The following is a 22,242-nucleotide window of genomic DNA, read 5'->3' on the forward strand; positions in this document are numbered from 1 at the left end:
GCAGCGCGTTAGCGGGTGCGGGTTTAAGTACTACTTGATATCAATCCAGACAGATAGGCGTTTGCCGCGCTGCTCAAATGGAACCGAGAGCAACCGACGTTGAAAACCAACGCGCGCATGCAGTCATGCACTCACGCGCCGCGGCAGGGGCCGACCGCGGCGCGTGCATCGATCAACGCCGACGCGCGGTCAGCCAGTCGATCGGCTGCAGCGCCCGATCGACAATACGCACCTCACCCACGCTGCCAAAGAAGCCATCGGCCCGCGCGCCATCCCACGAACCCGCGCCGATCACCCAAGGCATATTGGCAGCCAGCGTCGCAAGGCCCGGCGCGTCCGACGTATTGCGCAGCACCGGCGCGCCTTCCACGTACAGAATGGTTTCGTGCGTGGTGTCGTCGTTCACCACTGCCACGTGCATCCACTTGTCGGGAATGATCTCGCCCGACCAGTTGGCCTTGGCGCCACGCGCGCCCGACACATCGGGCACGACTTCCCACTGAATCTCGCGCAGGCTCGAAATGGCGAACAGCAGCGGCGGCGACTCCGGATCTCCCCCGGTAAATCCTGGCAGATCACCGCGCTTGCCGTCGCGCGTCATGATGTTCATCCACGCATGCTTGGACGCTACCCAATCGCGGTCGATCTTGATGAAGGCTTCCACCGTGTAACCGTTGGGCGCGGTTTGGCCGTTGTCACCGGACAAGAAGTCTGTCCATCAATCGGCGGCTCCCTCGCTCGAATTCGCCTGGCCGATCACTCCCAAAAACTCGCCCACCACCCGGTAGCGATGTTCGTCGTCTTCCCTGTTGAGTTCGATCGGAAGCAAGTCCGGATTGGTGGATCGCGGTTTCAATAGGATCTGCCGATTCTCAGTCCCGTCTCCGGTTCGCACCTTGAAGCTCCGATATTCCTTCACCGTGTATCGCGAACCGGCGTCGCCGTCCTGCGTATCGGCACATTCCACTAGCACGATTTTTCCATTCCGGCTGCCGCCGGGGTTCAAGCGGAACAGGCAGATGGCGCCGTCGGGGATGACCTTGTTCATTGATTCACCGACGACATGACAAGCAAAAATATTCGTTCCCACGGGCATGTCACCTGGCACCGCCACCCAGTTTTCATGTTGGACGTGTTGGAGCGCGCTGAAACCGCCAGCCGCCGCTCTCAGGTCATAGAGCGGGACCGCGTTGACGTAAGGTTCCAAGGACTCGCCGACAGGCCGCGGGAAGGCTATGACGTTGGATTTGTAGCTGTCCACGTGCCGCTTCAGATAGCGCCTCAAGCTATCGTCGCATGCGTAGAGAAACGTGCCGCGTATGCCGCGCAGCATGATGGTCCGGTAGATGTTCAGTATGTACTGCTTGAGCTCATTCGGATCTTCAATGGTCTGCTTACCGTTCCGGTCATGATAGTTGCGCGGGTCAATGACGATCTGGTCCAGCTCATCGTCATAGCGGATTTCGTGGCCGAAGATTACGGCGGTGTAGTTCAGGTCATAGCCTTGGATGGTATGGATGCAGCCCACCTCGTCCGCGGCGCCTTTCGCGTTGATCCAATCCACGGTAGTGCTGTTCCACCGCAGCCGCACGTCACCGATTTCGATGTCATGTTGGTAGGGGGGCTTTCTGGAAACCCAGGGCCAGGAGAAACCGGCCACGAGCCGCGCCAAACCGTAGCTGGCGTCTCTTTGTCCTATCTCCTTCACCATGTCGGAGAGCTCGTCAAAAACCAGAAACTCATATTTGCTGGAGCTGAACTTCTTGTCAGCCGGAAGCCGCATGTGCAGGAGATCATCAACGAACCGCACATAGTGCTGCCCAGCGCGTACCCGGAACTGGGACGCCAGTGTTATGACCGTGCTGTTCGGCGAAGATTTGATCTCCACGAAGTCAGCTGCATCGGCATCGGATGGCTTGATGCTCTGGCCTGGGTCGTAGAAAAAGACGGCTTTGTCTGACTGGCGCGTTACCCAATCCACCTCGCTGCACGTATTCTTGTCCATTCCAAGCGCGGTGCAGGACGCGTCGAAGCTCCCGAAATAGGCTCCCAGGTTTACGCGCTTGCGCAAGCGGTGTGACTCGTCCACCAGGACGATGTCATAGCGCCGTTTTGTCAGCTCGGAAGGACTGATCACCATATCGGGACGTAGGCCCGCAACGTTCCGGAACGCCTTCTTGAGTGTGCTCCTGAAGGAACTCATGGGGACCACCAGCGCCATGCGCGGCTGTGGAATCGACTGCTTGATTTGCCGCAGCAGGTCTCGGACTTCCTTCTCCTCATCGGAAAATTCGCGCAGATCCAGTTCATCAAGGTCGGAGTGAATGAGCTTGAATAGGAATATCGCCAATACCGATTTTCCGGTTCCTGCGCCTCCCTGGACCACGACATGTCTAAGCCGGGGATCAACCAGCGAGCGCATTATCTCGATCAGGCCTTGTTGTTGGTCAGTAGACAGAGATTTATACGGCGAGTATTTAAAAACGTCGGAGTTGTCGATGGCCTCGATCGACCTTTGAGCGATTCCGTGCTGACGCAGCCTGTCCCAGGTCTCCCGAAATATCCTGGAATAGAGTTCGTCCCTCTGATAGTAGTTGTGGTCGCTCAGCCCCAGGTTGCCGTTCAACATGCTGAAGCGGCCATCGGCTGACATGTACTTTATGAGGGAAGACTCTATATCGAGAGTCGCTGACTTGTTGAAGCGTTCACTGCTGACGAGGTGTACCGTCGTCAATGATCGCTTCAGAGGGTGTTTGAGATGCGTACCCAGGCGAGCCAGCGTGTCTGTCGTTTCGCCGACGTAGGCGCAACGTGTCGATCCATCGCTGAGGATATAAACAAGCGGCCAGTTGTTCGCTGCGTATGCGTTGGTCTCGATTTCGGTCAGCGCTTCTACGGAGAACCGATAATGATTCACTTCGACAAGATGCGGCTGGGTCATAGCTCGTTGTATTTTTTCGCGGTGCCCTTTGCTTTCTGTACGGGGTACTTAAGTTCGTTCTTTTCGATCTTCTCCAGAACGATTTTCCTTATGTCGAAGTTGTACGTATCAGATAGCAGCAGCGCATAAGCCAAAACATCGGCCAACTCTTCTTTCACCCTTTCGCGGTCAGCGGCTTCTGGAGGTTTCCATAGGAAAACCTCCAGAAGTTCGCTTGCCTCGACGCTGAGTGCCAAGGCCAGGTCTTTAGGGTTGTGGAATTGTTGCCAGTTTCGCTCATCACGAAACTGGCGTAGCCGTTGAATGACTTCTTCCATTTCCTGTCTTTGCGGATGTGATGTTGTTGGAATGCATGATAGACCGCTTGGCGCCTAGATGCATTTTTGGAGTTTTTGCGGGGGAAGGGGAGATGCGTCGCGAGGGGGCTCCGCGTGTCCGACTTTGGGGAGCAGCGACGTCGTTGTCACGGGGGGGGAAATCTTGCCGGGACGCCGGCACTTCGCCATTGCGGAAGCGGCATCCGGGTTTATCGACCGGGCGATTCCCTGATATCAGGGGAGTTGAAGACTCGCACTCGATGCTTGTAAACACCGACGATCTATAAAGATGGTGCCCGGGGCCGGAATCGAACCGGCACGCCTTGCGGCGGGGGATTTTGAGTCCCCTGCGTCTACCAATTTCACCACCCGGGCTAGGGGGTCGCGAGCGCGTCCAGGTGACGGCTGCGGGAGATGCGAAGACCGCGATTATATGCGGTCTTTGGCATCTTGTCAGGCGAGGGCCGGGCGGCCCTGCCGTTCAGGGGCTGGTCGGGGGCAGCATATCCCCGACACGCAACCCATCGATCCTTACTTCTTCTCAGGCAGGAACCAGTTCATCACCAGCGCGCAGATCCCGCCGGTGGCGACGCCCGATTCCAGCACGCTCTTCACCGAGTGCGGCAGGTGCGACAGGATTTCCGGCACTTGCGACACCCCCAATCCCAGCGCCAAAGACACGGCGATGATGAGCAGCGCGCGGCGATCCAGCTGGATTCCCGCCAGGATATTGATCCCGGACGCGGCCACGGCGCCAAACATCACCATGGCGGCGCCGCCCAGGACGGGTTCGGGCACGGCTTGCAGGACACCGGCCACGACCGGGAACAGGCCCAGCAGGATCAGCATGCCGGCAATCCACACGCCCACATGGCGGCTGGCGATGCCGGTCAGCTGGATGACGCCGTTGTTTTGCGCGAATACCGAGCTGGGGAACGTGTTGAACACGCCGGCCAGCAGCGAGTTCGCGCCGTTGACCAGGACGCCGCCCTTGATGCGCTGCATCCAGAGCGGACCTTCAACCGGCTGCTTCGAGACCTTGCTGGTGGCGGTGACGTCGCCGATGGCTTCCAGGGAGGTGACCAGGTAGATGATCAGCATCGGCACGAATAAGGCCCACGAGAAACCCAGGCCGAAGTGCAGCGGAACCGGGACCTGGAAGACGGCGGCTTCGCGGGCGCCGGTGAAGTCCAGGCGGCCCATGTAGGCGGCGGCGATGTAGCCGACGGCCAGCGCCAGCACTAGCGCGGTGCTGCGGATCCAGACGACCGGGACGCGGTTGAGCAGGATGATGGTGCCCAGGACGAGGCCGGACAGGGTCAGGTTCTCGGCGCTGGCGAAGGTGCCGTTGGCCATGGCGCCGAAGCCGCCGCCCATGCTGATGAGGCCGACCTTGATGAGGGTCAGGCCGATCAGCAGCACGACGATGCCGGTGACGAGCGGGGTGATGAGGCGTTTGACGAAGGGCAGGATGCGGCTGATGCCCATTTCGACGAAGGAGCCGGCGATGACGACGCCGAAGATGGCGGCCATGACGGCTTCGACCGGCGTGCCTTGCTTGACCATGACCGAGCCGCCGGCGATCAGCGGGCCCACGAAGTTGAAGCTGGTGCCCTGCACGATGAGCAGGCCGGCGCCCAGGGGGCCGAAGCGCTTGCACTGGACGTACGTTGCGATGCCGGAGATGACCAGCGACATGGAAACGATCAGGGTGGTGTCGCGGCTGCTGACGCCCAGCGCCTGGCAGATGAGCAGGCCAGGGGTGACGATGGGGACCAGGATGGCCAGCAGGTGCTGCAGGGCGGCGACGAAGGCGACGGGCGGCGCGGGGCGGTCGTCGGGGCCGTAGACCAGGTCGTGGGGGGCGTCGGCGTCGTCGGGCGCACCGTGGCGGGCGGGTTGGGAGAGGGAGGCGGGTTGCATGGCGGGAGGGCCGGCCGGGGAGGGGGAGGTGAGAAAAGTGCGGGATTTTACCGGGGCCAGCCGGTTGTCAGGTTGCAGGGCCGCCACCGTGGCCTTGAAAAGTTCCCATTGGCCCCCACATCAGTAGGGTTTCCCGGCGCCAGCGCAGGCGCATCGCCCTAGCCGCCGGATATTTGTCCCTAATTTATTTTCCGAGCCACGTAGAACTATGAGCCAAACCGCCACGAATTCCGCGTCCGAAACCCTGGGGTTCCAGGCCGAGGTGAAGCAGCTGCTTCATCTGATGATCCATTCGCTGTACAGCAACAAGGAAATCTTCCTGCGCGAGCTGGTGTCGAACGCGTCGGACGCCTGCGACAAGCTGCGCTTCGAGGCCATCGACCAGCCGGAATTGCTGGAAGGCAACGGCGAACTGGCCATCACGGTCAGCTACGACAAGGCCGCCCGCACGATCACGATTTCTGACAACGGCATCGGCCTGTCGCGCGACGAGGCGGTGGCCAACCTGGGCACGATCGCCCGCTCGGGCACGCGCGAGTTCTTCTCGCAGCTGACCGGCGACAAGCAGAAGGATGCGCAGCTCATCGGCCAGTTCGGCGTGGGCTTTTATTCGTCGTTCATCGTGGCGGACAAGGTGACGGTGGTGAGCCGCCGCGCCGGTTCGACGGAAGCGATCCAGTGGGAATCGGACGGCCAGGGCGAGTTCACGATTGCCGCCGCCGAAAAGGCCGGCCGCGGCACGGACGTGACGCTGCACCTGCGCGCCGACGAGGACGAGCTGCTGAACGGCTGGAAGCTGCGCGAGATCCTGCGCCGCTACTCCGACCACATCTCGCTGCCGATCCGCATGGCCAAGGAAGAGTGGGATCAAGAGAAGGGCGAGCAGGTCAAGACCGACGAACTGGAAACGGTGAACCAGGCGAATGCGCTGTGGGCCCGCAACAAGTCCGAGGTGACGGAAGAGCAGTACCGCGAGTTCTACAAGACGGTTTCGCACGACTATGACGACCCGCTGGCCTGGACGCACAACCGCGTCGAAGGCCGCAGCGAGTACACGCAGCTGCTGTACGTGCCCAAGCACGCGCCCATGGACATGTGGGACCGCGACAGCCGCCACGGCGTGAAGCTGTACGTCAAGCGCGTCTTCATCATGGACGATGCCGATCAACTGCTGCCGTCGTACCTGCGCTTTGTGCGCGGCGTGATCGATTCGGCGGACCTGCCGCTGAACGTGTCGCGCGAAATCCTGCAGGAAAGCCGCGACGTGCGCGCGATCCGTGAGGGCTCGGCCAAGCGCATCCTGTCGCTGCTGGAAGATCTGGCCGAGAACAAGCCGGAAGACTACGCAACGTTCTGGTCGGAGTTCGGCCAGGTGCTGAAGGAAGGCGCGGGCGAAGACGCGGCCAACCTGGAGCGCATTGCCAAGCTGATGCGTTTTGCGTCGACGAACTCGGGCGATCAGGCGCAAACGGTGTCGTTTGCCGACTACGTGTCGCGCATGAAGGAAGGCCAGGACAAGATCTATTACGTCACGGCCGACACGTTCGCCGCGGCCAGCAACAGCCCGCATCTGGAAATCTTCCGCAAGAAGGGCATCGAGGTCCTGCTGCTGTCGGATCGCGTTGACGAGTGGATGCTGTCGTACCTGCGTGAATTCGACGGCAAGCCGCTGGTGTCGGTGGCCAAGGGCGGCCTCGATCTGGCGGAGCTGGCCGACGAGGAAGAAAAGAAGCACCAGGCCGAAGTGGCTGAGGACTTCAAGCCGCTGGTCGAGCGCCTGCAAAAGACGCTGGAAGACCAGGTCAAGGAAGTGCGCGTGACGCTGCGCCTGGTGGATTCGCCGGCGTGCGTGGTCGTGGGCCAGAACGAACTCAGCCCGCACCTGTTGCGCATGCTGAAGGCCGCGGGCCAGGAAGCGCCGAACGTGAAGCCGGTGCTGGAGATCAACCCCGAGCACCCGCTGCTGGCGCGTATCCGTTCGGCTGACGACAGCGAGTTCGATCAGTGGGCGCGTCTGCTGCTGGATCAGGCGCTGCTGGCCGAGGGGGCGCAGATTGCGGACCCGGCGGCGTTCGTGAAGCGCTTGAACGCGTTGCTGTTGAAATAAGCGCGTTGGGGTGAACGAAGGGCGTCCGGGAGGACGCCCTTTTTGTTTGTAGGGGGCTTTGCTTCCCGATCGGTAATTTTTGTGGCCGAGGCGTGCAAAACAGGCTGAAAAATTCCCGATCGGTAATATCAATGCGTTTTTCTTTGAATATTTTGCAAAAACTTCCCGATCGGGAAAAACAAGACCCAAATGCGCTCAAACCTAGCTAAAATTCCCGAACGGTAAAAATGGAGGTGGCGATGGCTTCGAACGTCGACGCGTTTCCCGTGACGGTGCAAACCTCGGCCGAAGTGGGCGAACTGGTAAGAGCCGTCCGGCGGTCCCAGGGGTTGCTGCAAGCGGATCTGGCTGGCCTGTCCGGGACCGGCAATCGCTTCGTGGTGGACCTGGAGCGAGGCAAGCCGACGCTGCAGTTGCAGAAGGTGTTGGATGCGCTGGATCTGCTCGGGCTGGAGGTGCAGATCGCACCCAAGCGCGCGAGGCTGCCATGAGCAACGTAGACGCGCTCGATCTCTACCGGGATGGCCAGAAGGTCGGGCGCCTGTTCGACGAGCAGCCCCTGCGCTTCGCGTATGACGACGCGTGGATCGCGCACCCGGACGCCCGTCCAATCTCGCCGTCGATACCGCTTGTGCAAGGTGATCAATCCACTGAAGCCGTCCACGCCTTCTTCGAGAACCTGCTGCCCGAAGGCCACGTGCGCAAGTTTCTGCAAGCCAGCCGGCATGCGACGACGGTGTTCGGATTGCTGCGCAGCGTCGGCGGCGACACCGCGAGCGGTTTGACGATTTTGCCGCGGGGGGAAGTTCCCCAGCCCGCACAGTATCGACCCGTGACTTGGCCGGAAATCGCGGCGCGTCTGCAGCAAACGGGCGTGCCGGCGTTGGTGGCCGAGAACGTTGAAGGCACGCGGATCTCGCTCGCGGGGGCGCAGGACAAGCTTCTGCTGACGGTCATGCCTGACGGTTCGCCCGCACTGCCGCAGGGTGCGGCCCCCTCCACTCACATCCTCAAGCCGGATATCCGCGGACTGGATGGGGTGTGGGCATCGGCCCTGAACGAGACGCTGGTCAAGCAACTGGCGGCAGCACTTGGGTTGGGCGTTGCGCAAGCCGTTTATCAACCGGAAACGCGCGCGTGTCTGATTCAGCGTTACGACCGCATGCCGGACGGACTGGGCGGTTTACGGCGACTGCATCAGCTGGACCTGTGCCAGTTGGCGGGCAGGCCTTCGAACGTGAAGTACGAATCGGATGGCGGTCCGACGCTGTTGGATTGCCGCAAGTTGCTGGCGGCGACGGGTGTCGGTGGTCCGGACGTAAAGCGATTTTTGCAGTGGATTCTGTTCAACCTGATGGTGGGCAACAACGACAGCCACGCAAAGAATCTCTCCGTGCTTCTGGATGGCGACGGAAAATACGTCCTTGCGCCGTTCTACGACTTGATGTGCACGGCAATTTACCCGGGGTTGAGCGCGCGGTTTGCATTTGCCATTGGCGGGGAAGACAAGCCGGGCGCCATAGGCAAGGAACAACTCGATGCCATGGCGAGCGATCTGGGATTTAACCCGCGCTATGTTGCTGCCGTGGCGCAATCGCTTCTCGGAGCATTGCCGGACGCGCTGGCCCAGGTCAAGGCTCGTTTGTGGGACGAAGCACGGTTGGGAACAGAACGGACGCTTCTGGAGCGGCTGACGCGATGGATCACGACCAACACGCGCAAGCACGCAAAGCGCTGGGGACTGCATCCCTGACGGCGCGCCCAGGTGCCGGGTTCGACATCCGCTGATTAATGACCTGAAGTCAAAAGTGTTTGCCCGCCAGACGCCTTTTTCTGCAAGGATCCGACGGTCATACTGCACGCCTGTCTATCCGATGCGCCGGCCATTTCAGGCCGGGCGCGCCCCAGGAACGTCCTGCCGGCGCCGTCGAACCCAAGGAACTTGCATGAATCCCCAAGAAACCCAGCCGGTTAAGGCCGGCCCGCCGTTGTTGGCGCTTGCCGTCGGTGCCTTTGGCATCGGCGTGACCGAGTTCTCTCCCATGGGCCTGTTGCCCGTCATCGCCGAGGGGGTGAACGTGTCCATCCCCAGCGCGGGCATGCTGGTCAGCGCCTACGCCATCGGCGTCATGATCGGCGCGCCGCTGATGACGCTGGCGTTCTCGCGCTGGTCGCGGCGCAAGGCGCTGATCCTGCTGATGGCGATCTTCACCATCGGCAACATCCTGTCGGCGCTGTCGCCCAACTACACGACGCTGCTGCTGGCCCGCTTGGTGACCAGCCTGAACCACGGCGCGTTCTTCGGCCTGGGCTCGCTGGTGGCCGCCAGCGTGGTGCCGCGCCACAAGCAGGCCAGCGCGGTCGCGACGATGTTCATGGGGCTGACCATCGCCAACGTGGGCGGGGTGCCGGCCGCGACGTGGCTAGGGCAGACGATCGGCTGGCGGATGTCGTTCTTTGCGACGGCGGTGCTGGGCCTGATCGCAATGCTGTCGCTGTGGCTGGCGCTGCCTGCGGGTGAGGCCGGGCGTCGTCCCAACGTGCGTCATGAACTGGCGGTGCTGCGCAGCCCCGCCGTGTTGCTGGCCCTGCTGACGACGGTGCTGGGAGCGGGGGCGATGTTCACGCTGTACACATACATCGCGCCGACGCTGGCCGAGATCACGGGCGCGTCGCCGGCTTTCGTGACGGGCATGCTGGTGCTGATCGGTCTGGGCTTCACGCTGGGCAACGGCGTGGGGGGGCGCATGGCCGACCGCTCGCTCGATGGCACGCTGATTTTCTTTCTGGTGCTGGTGATTGCGGACCTGTTGGCGTTCCCGTGGCTGGCCTCGACGCCGGTCGGCGCGGCGATCGCGCTCTTGATCTTCGGCATCGCGACTTTTGCGGTGGTGCCGCCGCTGCAGATGGGCGTGATGCGCGCCGCGACGGATGCGCCGGGGCTGGCCTCGTCGATGAACGTGGGCGCGTTCAACCTGGGCAACGCGGTGGGCGCGGCGGCCGGGGGCGCGGTGATCTCGGCGGGCATGGGCTACGCGGCGGTGCCGATTGCCGGTGCGCTGATTGCAACGGCTGGCCTGGCGCTGGTGCTGGTGCAGCGCGCCGGGAATGTGCGCCGGCGTAAAGTGGCGATGCAGGGCTGCTGAGGTTATCCATGGCCGGACACTGCTAGTTGAGTTGCCGCCGCTCCAACGGTTGTACGGCCAATCGCAATCCCATTGCCTTCAGGATGGCTGTGAGGCTACTAAGACCGGGATTTCCACTTGGGGAGAGTGTGCGATATAGCTGAGTGGGGTTCAATCGCGCCGTGGATGCCACGGTTTGAACGCCGCCGAAGGCCTGGGTAAGTTGACGCAGCGCGATGAGCAGCTCTGCCTGATCCCCATCTTCCAGAACGCTGTTGATCAGGTCCGCGGCCAGTCCGGGATCATTGCGGTACAGCTCGGCCATCGCCTCGTCGTGTGATCTGCTTTTCATGGTCTTTGTTCCCAGTCTGTGCGATAGCGGACGGCGCACGCAAGATCCGCCGATTGGGTGCTTTTGTCGCCGCCACATAGAAGCAGTACGACCCGGCGTCTCACCAGTGTGTAGTAAAGCCGGTAGCCAGGCCCCATGTCGATGCGCAGTTCCCAGATGCCATCGCGGCAAAAGCGGTGGTCACCGAAATTGCCGAGTTCAATTCGTGCAACTCGCCGTATGACGGCGACCTTGATGCGGTTATCTCGCAGACTGTTCAGCCAATCGAGATAAGGATTCGTATGCCCATCAGGCGCCAGGTAATGTTCAATTTCGACCATGCGAATATTCGTTTATTGACGAATTAAAGTCAAGCCGTATGGGGCGCTGACTCCGTGTTCCTTTATCTCCTCGCAAAGGGGCTGCGAGCTAACGGATGATCCGGCGAACGAAAGGAGCGGCGCAATGGTGGTGCGTGATGGATTCATCACGCCGGCGGCCGAGCACGCGGAAGGGGACGATGTCGTTTGTATCTGGGTGAAGGACGAAACCGGACGTATTGGAATCGGCAAGAAAAAAGGGCGTCCCGCAGGACGCCCCTTCACTCCAAGCCAGGGTTCAAACCCAGGACAAGTCCTCAAGCCTCGATCCGCTCCACCTTCCCAACCAGCAAGATATACGACAGCGCACCCAGCAATGCCAGCGAGGACACATACACGATCGCCGGCGCAAAGCTGTCCTTGGACACCAGCAAGCCGATGACGATGGGCGTGCAGATCGACGACAGGTTGCCGACGAAGTTGAACACGCCGCCGGTCAGGCCCAACAAGCGCACAGGCGCCAGTGTCGAGACCAGCGACCACGTGATCGACGCCAGGCCGTTGCCAAAGAACGCGACGGCCAGGAAGAAGATGACCCAGGGCGTGGAGTCGGTGAAGTTCGCGCCGATCATGGACGTGGAGATCAAGAGGCCCAGGATGATGGGCAGCTTGCGCGCCATGCCGACCGTTGCGCCGCGGCGGATCAGGAAGTCGGATAAGACGCCCGAGCACAGCACGCCGATGAAGGCGGCCAGGAAGGGCACCGACGCCAGGAAGCCGGACTTGATGAAGTCCATGCCGCGGTACTTGACCAGGTACGTGGGGAACCACGTCAGGAAGAACCACAGCGTGGAGGTCAGGCAGAACTGGCCGAGGTACACGCCCCACAGCTTGCGCTTGCTCATGACCAACCCCAGGTCGTTCCAATTGAACGGGGCCTTCTTTTCGCGCACGCGCGTGTCCAGGTCGACGACGCCGCCGCCTTGCTGGATCAATTCGATCTCGGCCGCGTTGGCGCCTTTGAACTGGCGCGGTTCGCGGTAGATCATGAACCACAGCACACCCCAGATGATGCCCAGCAGGCCCGTGCTGACGAACACCATGTGCCAGCCGTAGTGGTGCTGCAACCAGGCCAGCACCGGCGTCAGGAACGCCAAGCCGACGAACTGGCCGGACGTGTAGAAGCCGATGGCGGTGGCGCGTTCGCGTTCCGGGAACCAGGTGGTGACGACGCGGTTGTTGATGGGGTAGGCCGGGGCCTCCAGCGCGCCCACGGCCAGGCGCAGGACGAACAGGATGACGAAGCTGCCGGCAAAGCCCATGAAGAACGTGGCCGCGGACCACAGGATCAGCGCGGCGGCGTACAGCACGCGGGGGGACACGCGGTCCACCAGCCAGCCGCCGGGGATCTGCATGGCGGCGTAGGTCCAGCCGAAGGCGGACAGGATCAGCCCTTCATGCCAGGTGTCCAGGCCGAACTCGTCCTTGAGGGCGGGTGCGGCGATGGACAGATTGCTGCGGTCCAGGTAGTTGATGACGACGGTGATGAACAGCATCACCATGATGATGTAGCGGCTGCGGGTCGGGCGCTGGGCGCTCTGCAGGCCGGTGTGGGCGGCGGTGGACAATGGTGTCTCCTCTCTCTTTTATCGGCTTACCATTCGGCGAAGCTGCCGTCGGCGTGACGCCAGATGGGGTTGCGCCAGCGATGACCCACTGCGGCGCGTTCCTTGACGTATTCCTCGTTCACGTCGATGCCCAGGCCGGGACCTTGCGGGATCGCGACCATGCCGTCCTCGTAGGCAAAGACCTCGCGGTTGCTGACGTAGTCGAGCAGGTCGTTGGCGGCGTTGTAGTGAATGCCCAGGCTCTGTTCCTGGATGAACGCGTTGTAGCAGCCGGCGTCGATCTGCAGGCAGGTGGCCAGCGCGATGGGGCCGAGCGGGCAATGCAGCGCCAGCGCGACGTCGTAGGCTTCGGCCATTGCCGCGATCTTGCGGGTCTCGGTGATGCCGCCGGCGTGCGACGGGTCGGGCTGGATGATGTCGACGTAGCCTTCGGACAGCACGCGCTTGAAGTCCCAGCGCGAGAACAGGCGCTCGCCCAGCGCGATGGGCGTGGACGTCAGCGGCGCCAGTTCCTTCAGCGCTTCGTAGTGTTCGCTCAGCACGGGCTCTTCGATGAACATGAGCTTGAACGGATCAAGTTCCTTCATCAGCACCTTGGCCATGGGCTTGTGGACGCGGCCGTGGAAGTCCACGCCGATGCCCACGTTCGGGCCGACGGCGTCGCGCACGGCGGCAACGTTCTCCAGGCACTTCTCGACCTTGTCGAACGAGTCGATGTACTGCAGTTCTTCGGTGCCGTTCATCTTGACGGCGGTGAAGCCGCGTTCGACGGCGCTCTTGGCGGCCGCCGCGGTATCGGCGGGACGGTCGCCGCCGATCCATGAGTACACGCGGATGCGGTCGCGCACGTTGCCGCCCAGAAGCTGCGAGACGGGTACGCCAAGGTGTTTGCCCTTGATGTCCCACAGCGCCTGGTCGATGCCGGCCAGCGCGCTCATGTGAATGGCGCCGCCGCGGTAGAAGCCGCCGCGGTACAGGACCGTCCAGTGGTCTTCGATGTTGCGGGGATCCTTGCCGATCAGGTAGTCCGACAGTTCCTCGACGGCGGCCGCAACCGAATGCGCGCGGCCTTCGACGACGGGTTCACCCCAGCCGACGATGCCTTCGTCCGTCTCGATCTTCAGGAAGCACCACCGGGGCGGCACGATGTAGGTGGTGAGCTTGGTGATCTTCATGCTTGTGTCTCCTGGGCAGGATAGGCGCGTTGCCAGGCCGCGACGAAAGCGCGCGCGTTCTGGCCGGTTGCTTCGGCCGACAGGCCGGGTTTGTACAAGGCGGAGCCCAGGCCGAAGCCGCTGGCGCCCGCCTGGGCGTAACTGGAAAGGTTGTCGGGCGTGATGCCGCCCACGGGAACCAGGGCGATCGGCGGGCGCATGACGGCGCGCCAGGCCTTGAGCACGGCGGGGCCCAGCTGCTCGGCCGGGAACATCTTCAGCACGTCGGCGCCGGCGGCCAGCGCCGCGAAGGCTTCGGTGGGCGTGGCGACGCCGGGGCAGGACGCCATGCCCAGTTTTTTGGCCTGACGGATCACCGCCGGGTCGCTGTGGGGCATGACGATGAGTTCGCCGCCCGCCTGCTGGATGCGTGCGCAGTCGTCGGGATTGAGAACGGTGCCGGCGCCGATGAGGCAGTCGGTGGGCAGCGCGGCGCGCATGGCGCGGATGCTGTCCAGCGGATCCGGCGAATTGAGCGGCACTTCGATCAGGCGGAAACCTGCGTCGTACAGCGCCTGCCCGACGGGCTCGGCTTCGGCGGGCGTGATGCCGCGCAGGATGGCGATCAGGCCGCAGTGGGCCATGGCGGTTTGGAGACCGGGATGGTTCATCGAAGGTTCCTAGGCGGGGATCGGGGTGGAGGGGATGACGAGGCCGGCGCAGATGGCCAGGTGCCACAGGCCGCGTTCGGTCGCGTTCTGCGCCTGTTCGGGCACGCCCAGGCCGTAGTGCTGCATGGCCAGGGTGTAGCGCTTGCACAGCGCCGGGTCGCCGCACAGCACGATGCGCGGCAATTCGCCCTGCTGGCGCAACATCTCGGCCAGCGCGGCGACTTCATGGCCGATCAGGAGGCCCGACAGATAGTCCGCCTGCGATTCGGGGGCCAGTTCGCCCGTCAGGCCCAGCGCGCGTGTGCTGAAGATGGTGGACATGACGCCCGCGCGGCCCGCTGGCGCACCGGCGATCTTGACGCCGCGCTCGAAGGCAGCCAGGTCAGGGGTGGCGGCGTCAGCCATCGTGCGGCCCAGAATGGTGTGGCCGCGCAGCGCCGCGTAGACCTCGCCGGTCATGAATGTGTCGAAGTGGGTGACGCGGCCGCGGCGCGCGTTGACCCATTTGGAGTGCGTGCCGGGCAGCCCGATGAGCACGCTGTCGGCGTTGACGTTGGCTTCTTCCGCCATCACGCCGAACACCTGGGTTTCTTCCCCGCGCATCACGTTGGGCAGGCCGTGGCGCTGGATGAGGCCGGGCACGATGTGGACGGGCGTGCCGCCCGCGCGGTCCACCACGGTCAGCAGTGTGCCGATGCGTTCCAGGTCGACGGGCACGTCCAGGTAGGCGGCTTCCTTCCAGCCTTGCGCGCTGCCGACCATGCCGCAGGCGATGACGGGCAGGGCGGGCTCGGCGCGCAGCCAGTCGCCGCAAGCCTGTTCAAACGCCAGCTCAAAGCCGGACAGCGTGGTGGTGGCGGCGCCGTCCTGCAGCGGTTGCGGCAGGCGCATGATGCCCCAGGGCAGATGGCGCGTATCGAGCGTGCGGCCCGTGGCATCCAGGCGGTAGGCGCGCAGCGAAGAGGTTCCCCAATCCAGCGCGATAAGAGCCGCACGGGCGGGCGATCCGGTATTCATCAGAGTCTGTCTCGTCTCTGGCCGCGCATCGGGCGCCGTCGCAGCGCCGTTATAGGGCGCGGGACCGGGCGAGGGGGCGCGGACCTTGTTGTCTGAAATCTGCCGTGCGCGCGCGGGAGACGCGCAGCGCACGAATGGCAAAAATTCTAGACCAGCGCTTGAAAAATCTCAAAATATAGAATTAAATCCCACATACAGGGAATTTGAAATGATTTTGAAGCGGCCTTGGACGGGTAGTCGACATGACTTGTTCGCCCCGCGAAGCGCCGTGGATTCCCGCTTTGCTCACATATCCGTGCCGCGGCGCCGGGTATGCTTGCCGATCTGTCCCGCCGCGCCGCAACGCCCTCTTCGCAACATGACCGCCACCACTCTGCCCCCCGAGCCATCCGCCCCGCTGGACCCCGACGCCGCCGCGCCCGCCGGCACGCAGACGCTGATGCGCGGTCTTGCCGTGGTGCAAGCCGTCGCCGATGGCGCACGCGACCTGAAGGAGATCTGCGCGCGCATCGGCGTGGCGCGCAGCACCACGCACCGGCTGGCAAGTTGTCTGGTGCAAGAGCGCTACCTGCGCGCGTTGCCGGGCGTGGGCTACGTGCTGGGCCCCAAGCTGATCGAGCTGGGATTCCAGGCGCGCGAGGCTTTTCCGCTGGCGACGCTGGCACGTCCTTATCTGGACAGCCTGGCCGAACTGACCGGCGACACGATCCACCTGGCGGTGCGCGACAACAACGACGTGCTGTATCTGGAAAAAATCCCGGGCAAGAAGGGATTGGAAATGCGTTCGCGGGTGGGTCACCGCATGCCGCTTGCCGCAACCGGCGTCGGCAAGGCGCTGCTGCTGGACGCCGACGAATCGCAATGGAAATCGCTGCATCGCGTGGGCGCGCCCGTTTCATCCCGCGCGCCGGGCGGGCAGCAGGGATGGGAGGCGTTCCGCGACCGCATGCGCGACTACGCGTCGCAAGGTTACGCGTTCGACCTGGAAGACAACGAGCCCTCGATCCGCTGCGTGGCGGCGCCGGTGCGCGATGCGTCCAGCGGCATCGTGGCCGCGATCAGCGTGTCGAGCACCGTGCCTTATATGTCGCTGGAGCGCATGCGCGAGATGGTGCCGGTAGTGCAGGGCGCGGCGGCGGGGATTTCGGCGGAGATGGGGTGGAAGGTGGAGCGGGGGTGAGGGGGGATCGGCTTGCGGGAAGGTTCTATCTTGGACGAAGCCGCAGACCATCTTGATCACACAGGTAAAAACCGCCGGCGAGCCGATCATAGCGGTAGAAGATGTGCTTGTTGGACGCGACGGGAGTAGTGTCGTTGGCAGAGAGGTCTGCCCCTTCGGCACAAAGTCGTTCCACTTCGTCGGGCCATCGAAATCTGGCTGCGTGGTGAGCTGCCCACCGATCGATCAACGGGCCGAATCCCACCCAATAAAAAAACGGATCTCGCGGCATGCGCGAGGGCTTCTTGTACGCAGGCAGATCCGCGGTCGGCTGAATCGCCTCGAGCCCTTCTTTCATGTATCGGCGGATGAATTCGAAGCGACGTGCCGCAAATAGAACGTGCGAGTCATCGACGGCGTCAAAACCCCCGTTAAGCCACAAGACGCCCCTTTGCTCGTAAACCTTGGCCTTGTTGTTGGGGGGGACAGGAAATCCGAGGTCCAGCTTGGCCCGGCCTGGTGGTTTGAACCGCAAGAAAGCGCGAACACTATGCCATGGCACCGTAACGACGTTGCTCTTCCCATCTATGGTTTGCACGACCTGAGCTTGCCTGTTGTACCGGATGCGCTGTGGCGATCGGGCCAAGGCGCCGAGTGACAAAAGGAAAACGCGTTGAACACCGGATAAAGCAGTGCAAAGAACCAATTTGACGGCTCAGTAATAAAGCTCGCCGCCCCGACCACGCAGTAGAGCGTGTGGAGCATGGAGAACAGATAAGTGTTGTCGAGAAGCTCTTCCTGGCCCAGACGGCTTTCGTTGTATCGCTCATTGAATAAAGTTGAATCGCCAATGTCGTTTCCGAATCTGGCGTCGCCTGGCCACATTGCCAAACTTACGGGCTCCATTTCCGCGTTGTCGCCACGCTTCTTCCAAAGTTCGATGCCTTCCTCGAAACTGAGCGAGGAATTGCTTTTACGGTCCATCAGTTCGTAACCTTGTAGATAATGTCCGGGGCGCTGAAGGCGCAGATTCGATAGATCCGGACGGTATTTCCTGGCACGCGCTAGCGGCAATTGCCCGCCGAAGTCGGAATTTTCGGCTCAAGAGCCATGGGAAATTGATGATGGGGGGCTGATAGGAGTTGGGCTAAAGGAGGCACCCGAGCACCGTTGCAATCGCACAGGTAAAAGCCGCCAGCCAGACGGTCATAGCGATAGAAGAAGTGCTTATTGGAGGCAACAGGCGTGGTGTCGTAAGCAGACAGGTCCGCCCCTTCGGCGCAGAGCCGCTCCACTTCGTCGGGCCATTGGAATTTCGCGGCGTGGCGAGCTGCCCACCGGTCGATCAACGGGCCGAATCCCACCCAATAAAAGAACGGATCTCGCGGCATGCCCGAGGGCTTCTTGTACGCAGGCAGATCCGCGGTCGGCTGAATCGCATCGAGACCTTCTTCCATGTACCGGCGGATGAATTCGAAGCGAAGCGCTGCGGATGGAACACGCATGTCATCGAGGGCATCAAAGCGCCCGTCAAGCCACAAGACGCCGTCTTGCTCGTAGATTTTGGCCTTGTTGTCGGGAGGTGGGGGGAATCCCAATCGGAGGCCGACACGGGCGTGCATTCTTAGCCAGAAAAAAGGTTGTACAGCGCGCCAAGGTACGGAGACCACATTGCCGCTCCCATCTACCGTCTGCACCAACTGCGCTTGGCGATTAAACCGGATGCGGCCGCCTGGGCGAGTCAAAGCGGCCATCGACAAAAAGAAAAACGAACTGAACAAGAGGTACGGGAAGACCAGAGGCCAACGTTCCACATTCGTGATGACGCTAGCTGCCACCGTCACGAGACAGAAGGTGTGCCACATCGACACCATGTATGTGTCGTCGAGGAGCTTGTCCTGACTAAGCTGGCTTTCTATGAACCGCTCGTTGAACAAAGCGCTATCACGAATATCGTTTCCGAATTTGGCGTCGCCTGGCCACATTGCCAAACTTACGGGCTCCATCTCCGCGGTGTCGCCCCGCTTTTTCCAGAGATTGATGCCTTCCTCAAAGCTGAGCGAAGAATTGCTTTTACGGCCCATCAGTTCGTAACCTTGTAGAGGATGTCTGGTTCGCCGAAGGCGCATTGCCGATAGATCCAGTCGGTATTTCGTGCCAAGCGCCAGCGGCTTGTGGCTGGTGAGGTTGAAATTCTCGGCTTGGGCGCTACTGGGAGTTTGTGAAAGTGCGCTGATCGGAATCCGGCGTGTCTGCGCCGGACAACGGCGGCAGCCGGACACCATCGCGATCGCATAAGTAAAGCCCGCCGGCGCGGCGGTCATAGCGATAGAAGATGTTCTTGTTGGAGGCGACAGGTGTGGTGTCGTAGGCAGATAGGTCCGCCCCTTCGGCGCAGAGCCTCTCCACTTCGTCGGGCCATCTGAATTTGGCTGCATGGTGGGCCGCCCACCGGTCGATCAAAGGGCCGAATCCCACCCAATAGAAGAACGGATCTCGCGGCATGCCCGAGGGCTTCTTGTACGCAGGCAGATCACCGTTAGGCTGAATCGCGTCGAGACCTTCTTCCATGTATCGGCGGATGAATTCGAAGCGAAGCGCTGCGGATGGAACACGCATGTCATCGAGGGCATCAAAGCGCCCGTCAAGCCACAAGACGCCGTCTTGCTCGTAGATATTGGCCTTGTTGTCTGGAGGTGGGGGGAATCCCAATCGGAGGCCGACACGGGCGTGCATTCTCAGCCATAAAAAGGGTTGCACATCGCGCCAAGGTACGGAGACCACATTGCCGCTCCCATCGACCGTCTGCACCAATTGCGCTTGGCGATTAAACCGGATTCGGCCGCCCGGGCGAGTCAATGCGGCCATCGACAAAAAGAAAAACGAACTGAACAACAGGTACGGGAAGACCAGATACCATAGCGAGGCATTGGTGATGATATAAGCTGCCACCGACACGAAACAAAAGGTGTGCCACATCGACACCATATACGTGTCATCGAGGAGCTCGTCCTGACGAAGCTGGCTTTCTATGAACCGCTCGTTGAATAAAGCGCTATCGCTAATATCGTTTCCGAATTGGCCATCGCCTGGCCACATGGCCAAATTTACGGGCTCCATCTCCGCGGTGTCGCCACGCTTCTTCCATAGATTGATGCCTTCCTCAAAACTGAGCAAAGAATTGCTTTTACGGCCCATCAGTTCGTAACCTTGAAGAAAATGTTCGGACCTCTGAAGGCGCAGGGTCGTTAGGTCCGGACGGTATTTCGTGCCAAGCGCCAGCGGCATGTGGCTGGCGAGGTGGAATTCTCGGCTTAGGCGCTACTGGGAATTTGTGAGTGTGCGCTGATCGGAATCAGGCGTGTCTGCGCCGGACAACGACGACAGCCGGACACCATCGCGATCGCACAAGTAAAGCCCGCCGCCGCGGCGGTCATAGCGATAGAAGATGTTCCTGTTGGAGGCGACAGGTGTGGTGTCGTAGGCAGACAGGTCCGCCCCTTCGGCGCAGAGCCTCTCGACTTCGTCGGGCCATCTGAATTTGGCTGCATGGTGGGCCGCCCACCGGTCGATCAAGGGACCAAGTCCGACCCAGTAGAAAAACGGGTCTCGCGGCAGACCCGAGGGTTTTTTATACGCAGGGAGATCGGCGGTCGGCTGGATTGCATGAAGACCTTCTTCCATGTACCGGCGTATGAACTCGAATCGCAGCGCGGTACATAGCGTATGCACCTCATCGACGGCATCAAAGCCGCCGCCAAGCCACAAGACGCCGTCTTGCTCGTAGACCTTTGCCTTGTTATCCGGCGGGGGAGGAAAGCCTAATCGAAGTTCGACGCGGGCGGGCACCTTCAGTCGGAAAAACGGTTGTACATCACGCCAGGGTACTGCCACCACGTTTCCCTTCCCATCCATCGTCTGCACCAGCTGCGCTTGACGGTTAAACCGCACGCGGCCGCCCGTTCGCGTGAGGGCTCCGAAAGACAGAAAGAATGGCGAACTGAACAACAGATACGGTATGAACAAGTACCAAAGCGCCGCGTTTGTGATGACATAAGCTGTCACTGTCACAAAGCAAAAAGTGTGCAGCATCGACAGCATATAAGTGTCATCAAGGAGCTCGTCCCGACCGAGTCGGCTTTCAATGAACCGCTCGTTGAACAAAGTTCCCTCACTAATGTCGTCCTTGAATTCCGCATCGCCCGGCCACATTGCCAGATCGACAGGCTCCATCGGCGCTGTATCGCTCCGGTTCTTCCAGATCTCAATGCCCTCCTGGAAGCTGGGCGTCGCTTTTCTCGTGCTGACCATCAGTTTTTTACCGTGAAGGAAACTTCTGGATCACTGAAGGCATTCGGCCAGTAGGTCAGCACGGTATCTCCGATGAGAGTTGCCGTCTCTACAGTGAGATACCCCACGCCGTCGACCAGCTTGACCTTGCTTGGGTCGCCGAATTCTCGTTCTTTGTTCGGATCCCCATAGCCTTGCTCCTTGCCTTGGCTGCTGAAGTTCTTGTATTGAGTAAGCGCATAGGCGCTGGCCTGCGGGAGCCAACCGGGGAGGAGGACTGTTACGGTGCGGACAGGCATGAGAGTGACCAGCACCGGTCCGATGACCGGGATGGTGGCTTTGCCGAGTTTCTCGTTGAACAGCATGTCTGACTCAATGCGGGGTTCCTGGTGAAGGCGCGTGAACTCCAGGCGTTCCTTGCTTGCTGAGTCCCACTGCGGATGATTGCCCCATAGGCAATGTTCTAGCCAGTCGCAAACCTTTTGCTCGGATTTCTGCCCTTCGACGTAGCTTGCCCACAGTGTCCGCAGGACGTCGAAGGCGACCAGTCCAACCCCAACGGGACCGGGTGGGCTGGATGAGAATTTAGTGAGGGCCGCAATCCCAAACATTTCGCCCCATTTTCGGCCAAACAAATAAGCGGCGGCGACTGCCGCTTCGCTAAACTGCATAAGGCTGTCAATGATTATGTATGTGCGAACCTTGCCCCGGGCATCAAGTTGATCGCCACCCGCCTTAAGTGCGCCCGCCAGAGCAGACACGCTCAATGCGCCGATCATCCGACGCTCTGCCAGGGTTGTTGCGACGTTTGAGACACTTGTGCCTAGTCCCTTCGCTCGGATCACGGCTCTTTGCATGGCGACATACTGCATTGCGCTCTGGAAACCATAGCCGCTGGCGACAGTGCCCGCGGCGTTATTACCTACATCCAGAAGCCTGGCGATGACATCTCCGTCGTGCTGGCCAAGCCTCTTGATAGCGGTTGAAAGGTTGACCGCGCTGCCCCACATGCCAAGCGTGCTTGCGCCCAGCTTCAGACCGTGCCAGAGGGAAATCCGCCGCTCCAAACCTCGGACGTGTTCAATTCGTTCCGTCTCCTTGGCGCTCGCCGCATGGGCCTCAAAGAACGGCATCGATTCACTTATGACCGCATTGAGCTTGGTGCGTCGAAACGGCGTCAAACTGAGCTAACCCGGGTTTTCCGGACACTCGTAAAAGTAGACAATACTTGAAGGAGGTGTCCAATGGATAAATCCACT

The 22,242-nt window shown here is 61.5% G+C and carries 20 protein-coding genes, 1 tRNA gene and 1 pseudogene; 5 read left to right on the forward strand and 17 right to left on the reverse strand.

Features of this window, described 5'->3' with window-relative positions:
* Positions 1 to 172: 172 nt before the first annotated feature.
* The 5 genes and pseudogenes from KVT32_RS12350 to KVT32_RS12370 form a co-directional block, all read right to left on the reverse strand.
* A pseudogene (locus KVT32_RS12350) lies at positions 173 to 694 on the reverse strand (LamG-like jellyroll fold domain-containing protein); the annotation flags it as partial.
* Between the two features lie 24 nt (positions 695 to 718).
* Positions 719 to 2,941 (reverse strand): DNA/RNA helicase domain-containing protein, encoded by a 2,223-nt coding sequence (locus tag KVT32_RS12355; RefSeq protein WP_217618282.1) that lies wholly within the window; start codon positions 2,939 to 2,941, stop codon positions 719 to 721.
* Positions 2,938 to 3,258 carry a nucleotide pyrophosphohydrolase gene (locus tag KVT32_RS12360; RefSeq protein WP_217618283.1) on the reverse strand — a complete coding sequence of 107 codons (321 nt, stop codon included), beginning with the start codon at positions 3,256 to 3,258 and terminating at the stop codon, positions 2,938 to 2,940. Before KVT32_RS12360 ends, KVT32_RS12355 begins: the two co-directional genes overlap by 4 nt.
* 290 nt (positions 3,259 to 3,548) lie before the next feature.
* Positions 3,549 to 3,633, reverse strand: a tRNA-Leu gene (locus KVT32_RS12365).
* A 156-nt stretch (positions 3,634 to 3,789) separates the two neighbouring features.
* A complete protein-coding gene (locus KVT32_RS12370; protein WP_217618284.1) occupies positions 3,790 to 5,181 on the reverse strand; it encodes a uracil-xanthine permease family protein in 1,392 nt (463 codons plus the stop codon).
* A gap of 208 nt (positions 5,182 to 5,389) precedes the next feature.
* On the opposite strand from KVT32_RS12370, the gene htpG reads away from it, so the two are divergent.
* The 4 genes from htpG to KVT32_RS12390 all read left to right on the forward strand — a co-directional run bounded on the left by htpG (position 5,390) and on the right by KVT32_RS12390 (position 10,434).
* Positions 5,390 to 7,288 (forward strand): molecular chaperone HtpG, encoded by a 1,899-nt coding sequence (gene htpG / locus KVT32_RS12375; protein WP_217618285.1) that lies wholly within the window; start codon positions 5,390 to 5,392, stop codon positions 7,286 to 7,288.
* 239 nt (positions 7,289 to 7,527) lie between these two features.
* Positions 7,528 to 7,779: a helix-turn-helix domain-containing protein gene (locus KVT32_RS12380; RefSeq protein WP_056324848.1), complete on the forward strand. Its 252-nt coding sequence runs from the start codon at positions 7,528 to 7,530 to the stop codon at positions 7,777 to 7,779.
* Complete coding sequence (locus tag KVT32_RS12385) at positions 7,776 to 9,041, forward strand: type II toxin-antitoxin system HipA family toxin (RefSeq protein ID WP_217618286.1); 1,266 nt, start codon at positions 7,776 to 7,778, stop codon at positions 9,039 to 9,041. The genes KVT32_RS12380 and KVT32_RS12385 overlap by 4 nt, the downstream gene beginning before the upstream one ends.
* Before the next feature lie 193 nt (positions 9,042 to 9,234).
* A complete protein-coding gene (locus KVT32_RS12390; RefSeq protein ID WP_142052837.1) occupies positions 9,235 to 10,434 on the forward strand; it encodes an MFS transporter in 1,200 nt (399 codons plus the stop codon).
* Between the two features lie 22 nt (positions 10,435 to 10,456).
* On the opposite strand, the gene KVT32_RS12395 is transcribed toward KVT32_RS12390, so the two are convergent.
* The 6 genes from KVT32_RS12395 to KVT32_RS12420 form a co-directional block, all read right to left on the reverse strand.
* A complete protein-coding gene (locus tag KVT32_RS12395; protein WP_082586349.1) occupies positions 10,457 to 10,765 on the reverse strand; it encodes a DNA-binding protein in 309 nt (102 codons plus the stop codon).
* Positions 10,762 to 11,085 (reverse strand): type II toxin-antitoxin system RelE/ParE family toxin, encoded by a 324-nt coding sequence (locus KVT32_RS12400; protein WP_180097601.1) that lies wholly within the window; start codon positions 11,083 to 11,085, stop codon positions 10,762 to 10,764. Before KVT32_RS12400 ends, KVT32_RS12395 begins: the two co-directional genes overlap by 4 nt.
* A 296-nt stretch (positions 11,086 to 11,381) precedes the next feature.
* Complete coding sequence (locus KVT32_RS12405; RefSeq protein WP_056324855.1) at positions 11,382 to 12,692, reverse strand: MFS transporter; 1,311 nt, start codon at positions 12,690 to 12,692, stop codon at positions 11,382 to 11,384.
* A gap of 26 nt (positions 12,693 to 12,718) precedes the next feature.
* Positions 12,719 to 13,867 (reverse strand): galactonate dehydratase, encoded by a 1,149-nt coding sequence (gene dgoD, locus KVT32_RS12410; protein WP_056324857.1) that lies wholly within the window; start codon positions 13,865 to 13,867, stop codon positions 12,719 to 12,721.
* Positions 13,864 to 14,517, reverse strand: coding sequence for a 2-dehydro-3-deoxy-6-phosphogalactonate aldolase (locus KVT32_RS12415; RefSeq protein ID WP_062839854.1), 654 nt, complete (start codon positions 14,515 to 14,517; stop codon positions 13,864 to 13,866). Before KVT32_RS12415 ends, dgoD begins: the two co-directional genes overlap by 4 nt.
* Positions 14,518 to 14,526: 9 nt before the next feature.
* Positions 14,527 to 15,534 (reverse strand): 2-dehydro-3-deoxygalactonokinase, encoded by a 1,008-nt coding sequence (locus KVT32_RS12420; RefSeq protein WP_175156151.1) that lies wholly within the window; start codon positions 15,532 to 15,534, stop codon positions 14,527 to 14,529.
* 358 nt (positions 15,535 to 15,892) lie between these two features.
* On the opposite strand from KVT32_RS12420, the gene KVT32_RS12425 reads away from it, so the two are divergent.
* Positions 15,893 to 16,714 (forward strand): IclR family transcriptional regulator, encoded by an 822-nt coding sequence (locus KVT32_RS12425; protein ID WP_128829335.1) that lies wholly within the window; start codon positions 15,893 to 15,895, stop codon positions 16,712 to 16,714.
* 25 nt (positions 16,715 to 16,739) lie between these two features.
* Here the strand turns inward: KVT32_RS12425 and KVT32_RS12430 are convergent, their stop codons facing one another.
* From KVT32_RS12430 to KVT32_RS12455, 6 genes are all read right to left on the reverse strand, one after another.
* On the reverse strand, positions 16,740 to 17,291 hold the full coding sequence (locus KVT32_RS12430) for a hypothetical protein (RefSeq protein ID WP_217618287.1): 552 nt from the start codon (positions 17,289 to 17,291) through the stop codon (positions 16,740 to 16,742).
* A complete protein-coding gene (locus tag KVT32_RS12435) occupies positions 17,279 to 17,677 on the reverse strand; it encodes a hypothetical protein (RefSeq protein WP_217618288.1) in 399 nt (132 codons plus the stop codon). The genes KVT32_RS12430 and KVT32_RS12435 overlap by 13 nt, the downstream gene beginning before the upstream one ends.
* Before the next feature lie 80 nt (positions 17,678 to 17,757).
* On the reverse strand, positions 17,758 to 19,017 hold the full coding sequence (locus tag KVT32_RS12440) for a hypothetical protein (RefSeq protein WP_217618289.1): 1,260 nt from the start codon (positions 19,015 to 19,017) through the stop codon (positions 17,758 to 17,760).
* The gene (locus tag KVT32_RS12445; protein WP_217618290.1) at positions 18,902 to 19,981 is read right to left on the reverse strand and encodes a hypothetical protein; all 1,080 of its coding nucleotides are present in this window, start codon (positions 19,979 to 19,981) and stop codon (positions 18,902 to 18,904) included. Before KVT32_RS12445 ends, KVT32_RS12440 begins: the two co-directional genes overlap by 116 nt.
* Positions 19,982 to 20,014: 33 nt before the next feature.
* Positions 20,015 to 21,004, reverse strand: a complete 990-nt coding sequence (locus tag KVT32_RS12450; RefSeq protein WP_152382709.1) for a hypothetical protein — start codon at positions 21,002 to 21,004, stop codon at positions 20,015 to 20,017.
* Positions 21,004 to 22,164: a hypothetical protein gene (locus KVT32_RS12455; protein ID WP_217618291.1), complete on the reverse strand. Its 1,161-nt coding sequence runs from the start codon at positions 22,162 to 22,164 to the stop codon at positions 21,004 to 21,006. Before KVT32_RS12455 ends, KVT32_RS12450 begins: the two co-directional genes overlap by 1 nt.
* Between the last annotated feature and the right edge of the window lie 78 nt (positions 22,165 to 22,242).

Origin of the sequence: Achromobacter sp. GbtcB20, assembly GCF_019091095.1 — a bacterium.
Lineage (GTDB): Bacteria > Pseudomonadota > Gammaproteobacteria > Burkholderiales > Burkholderiaceae_B > Achromobacter > Achromobacter mucicolens.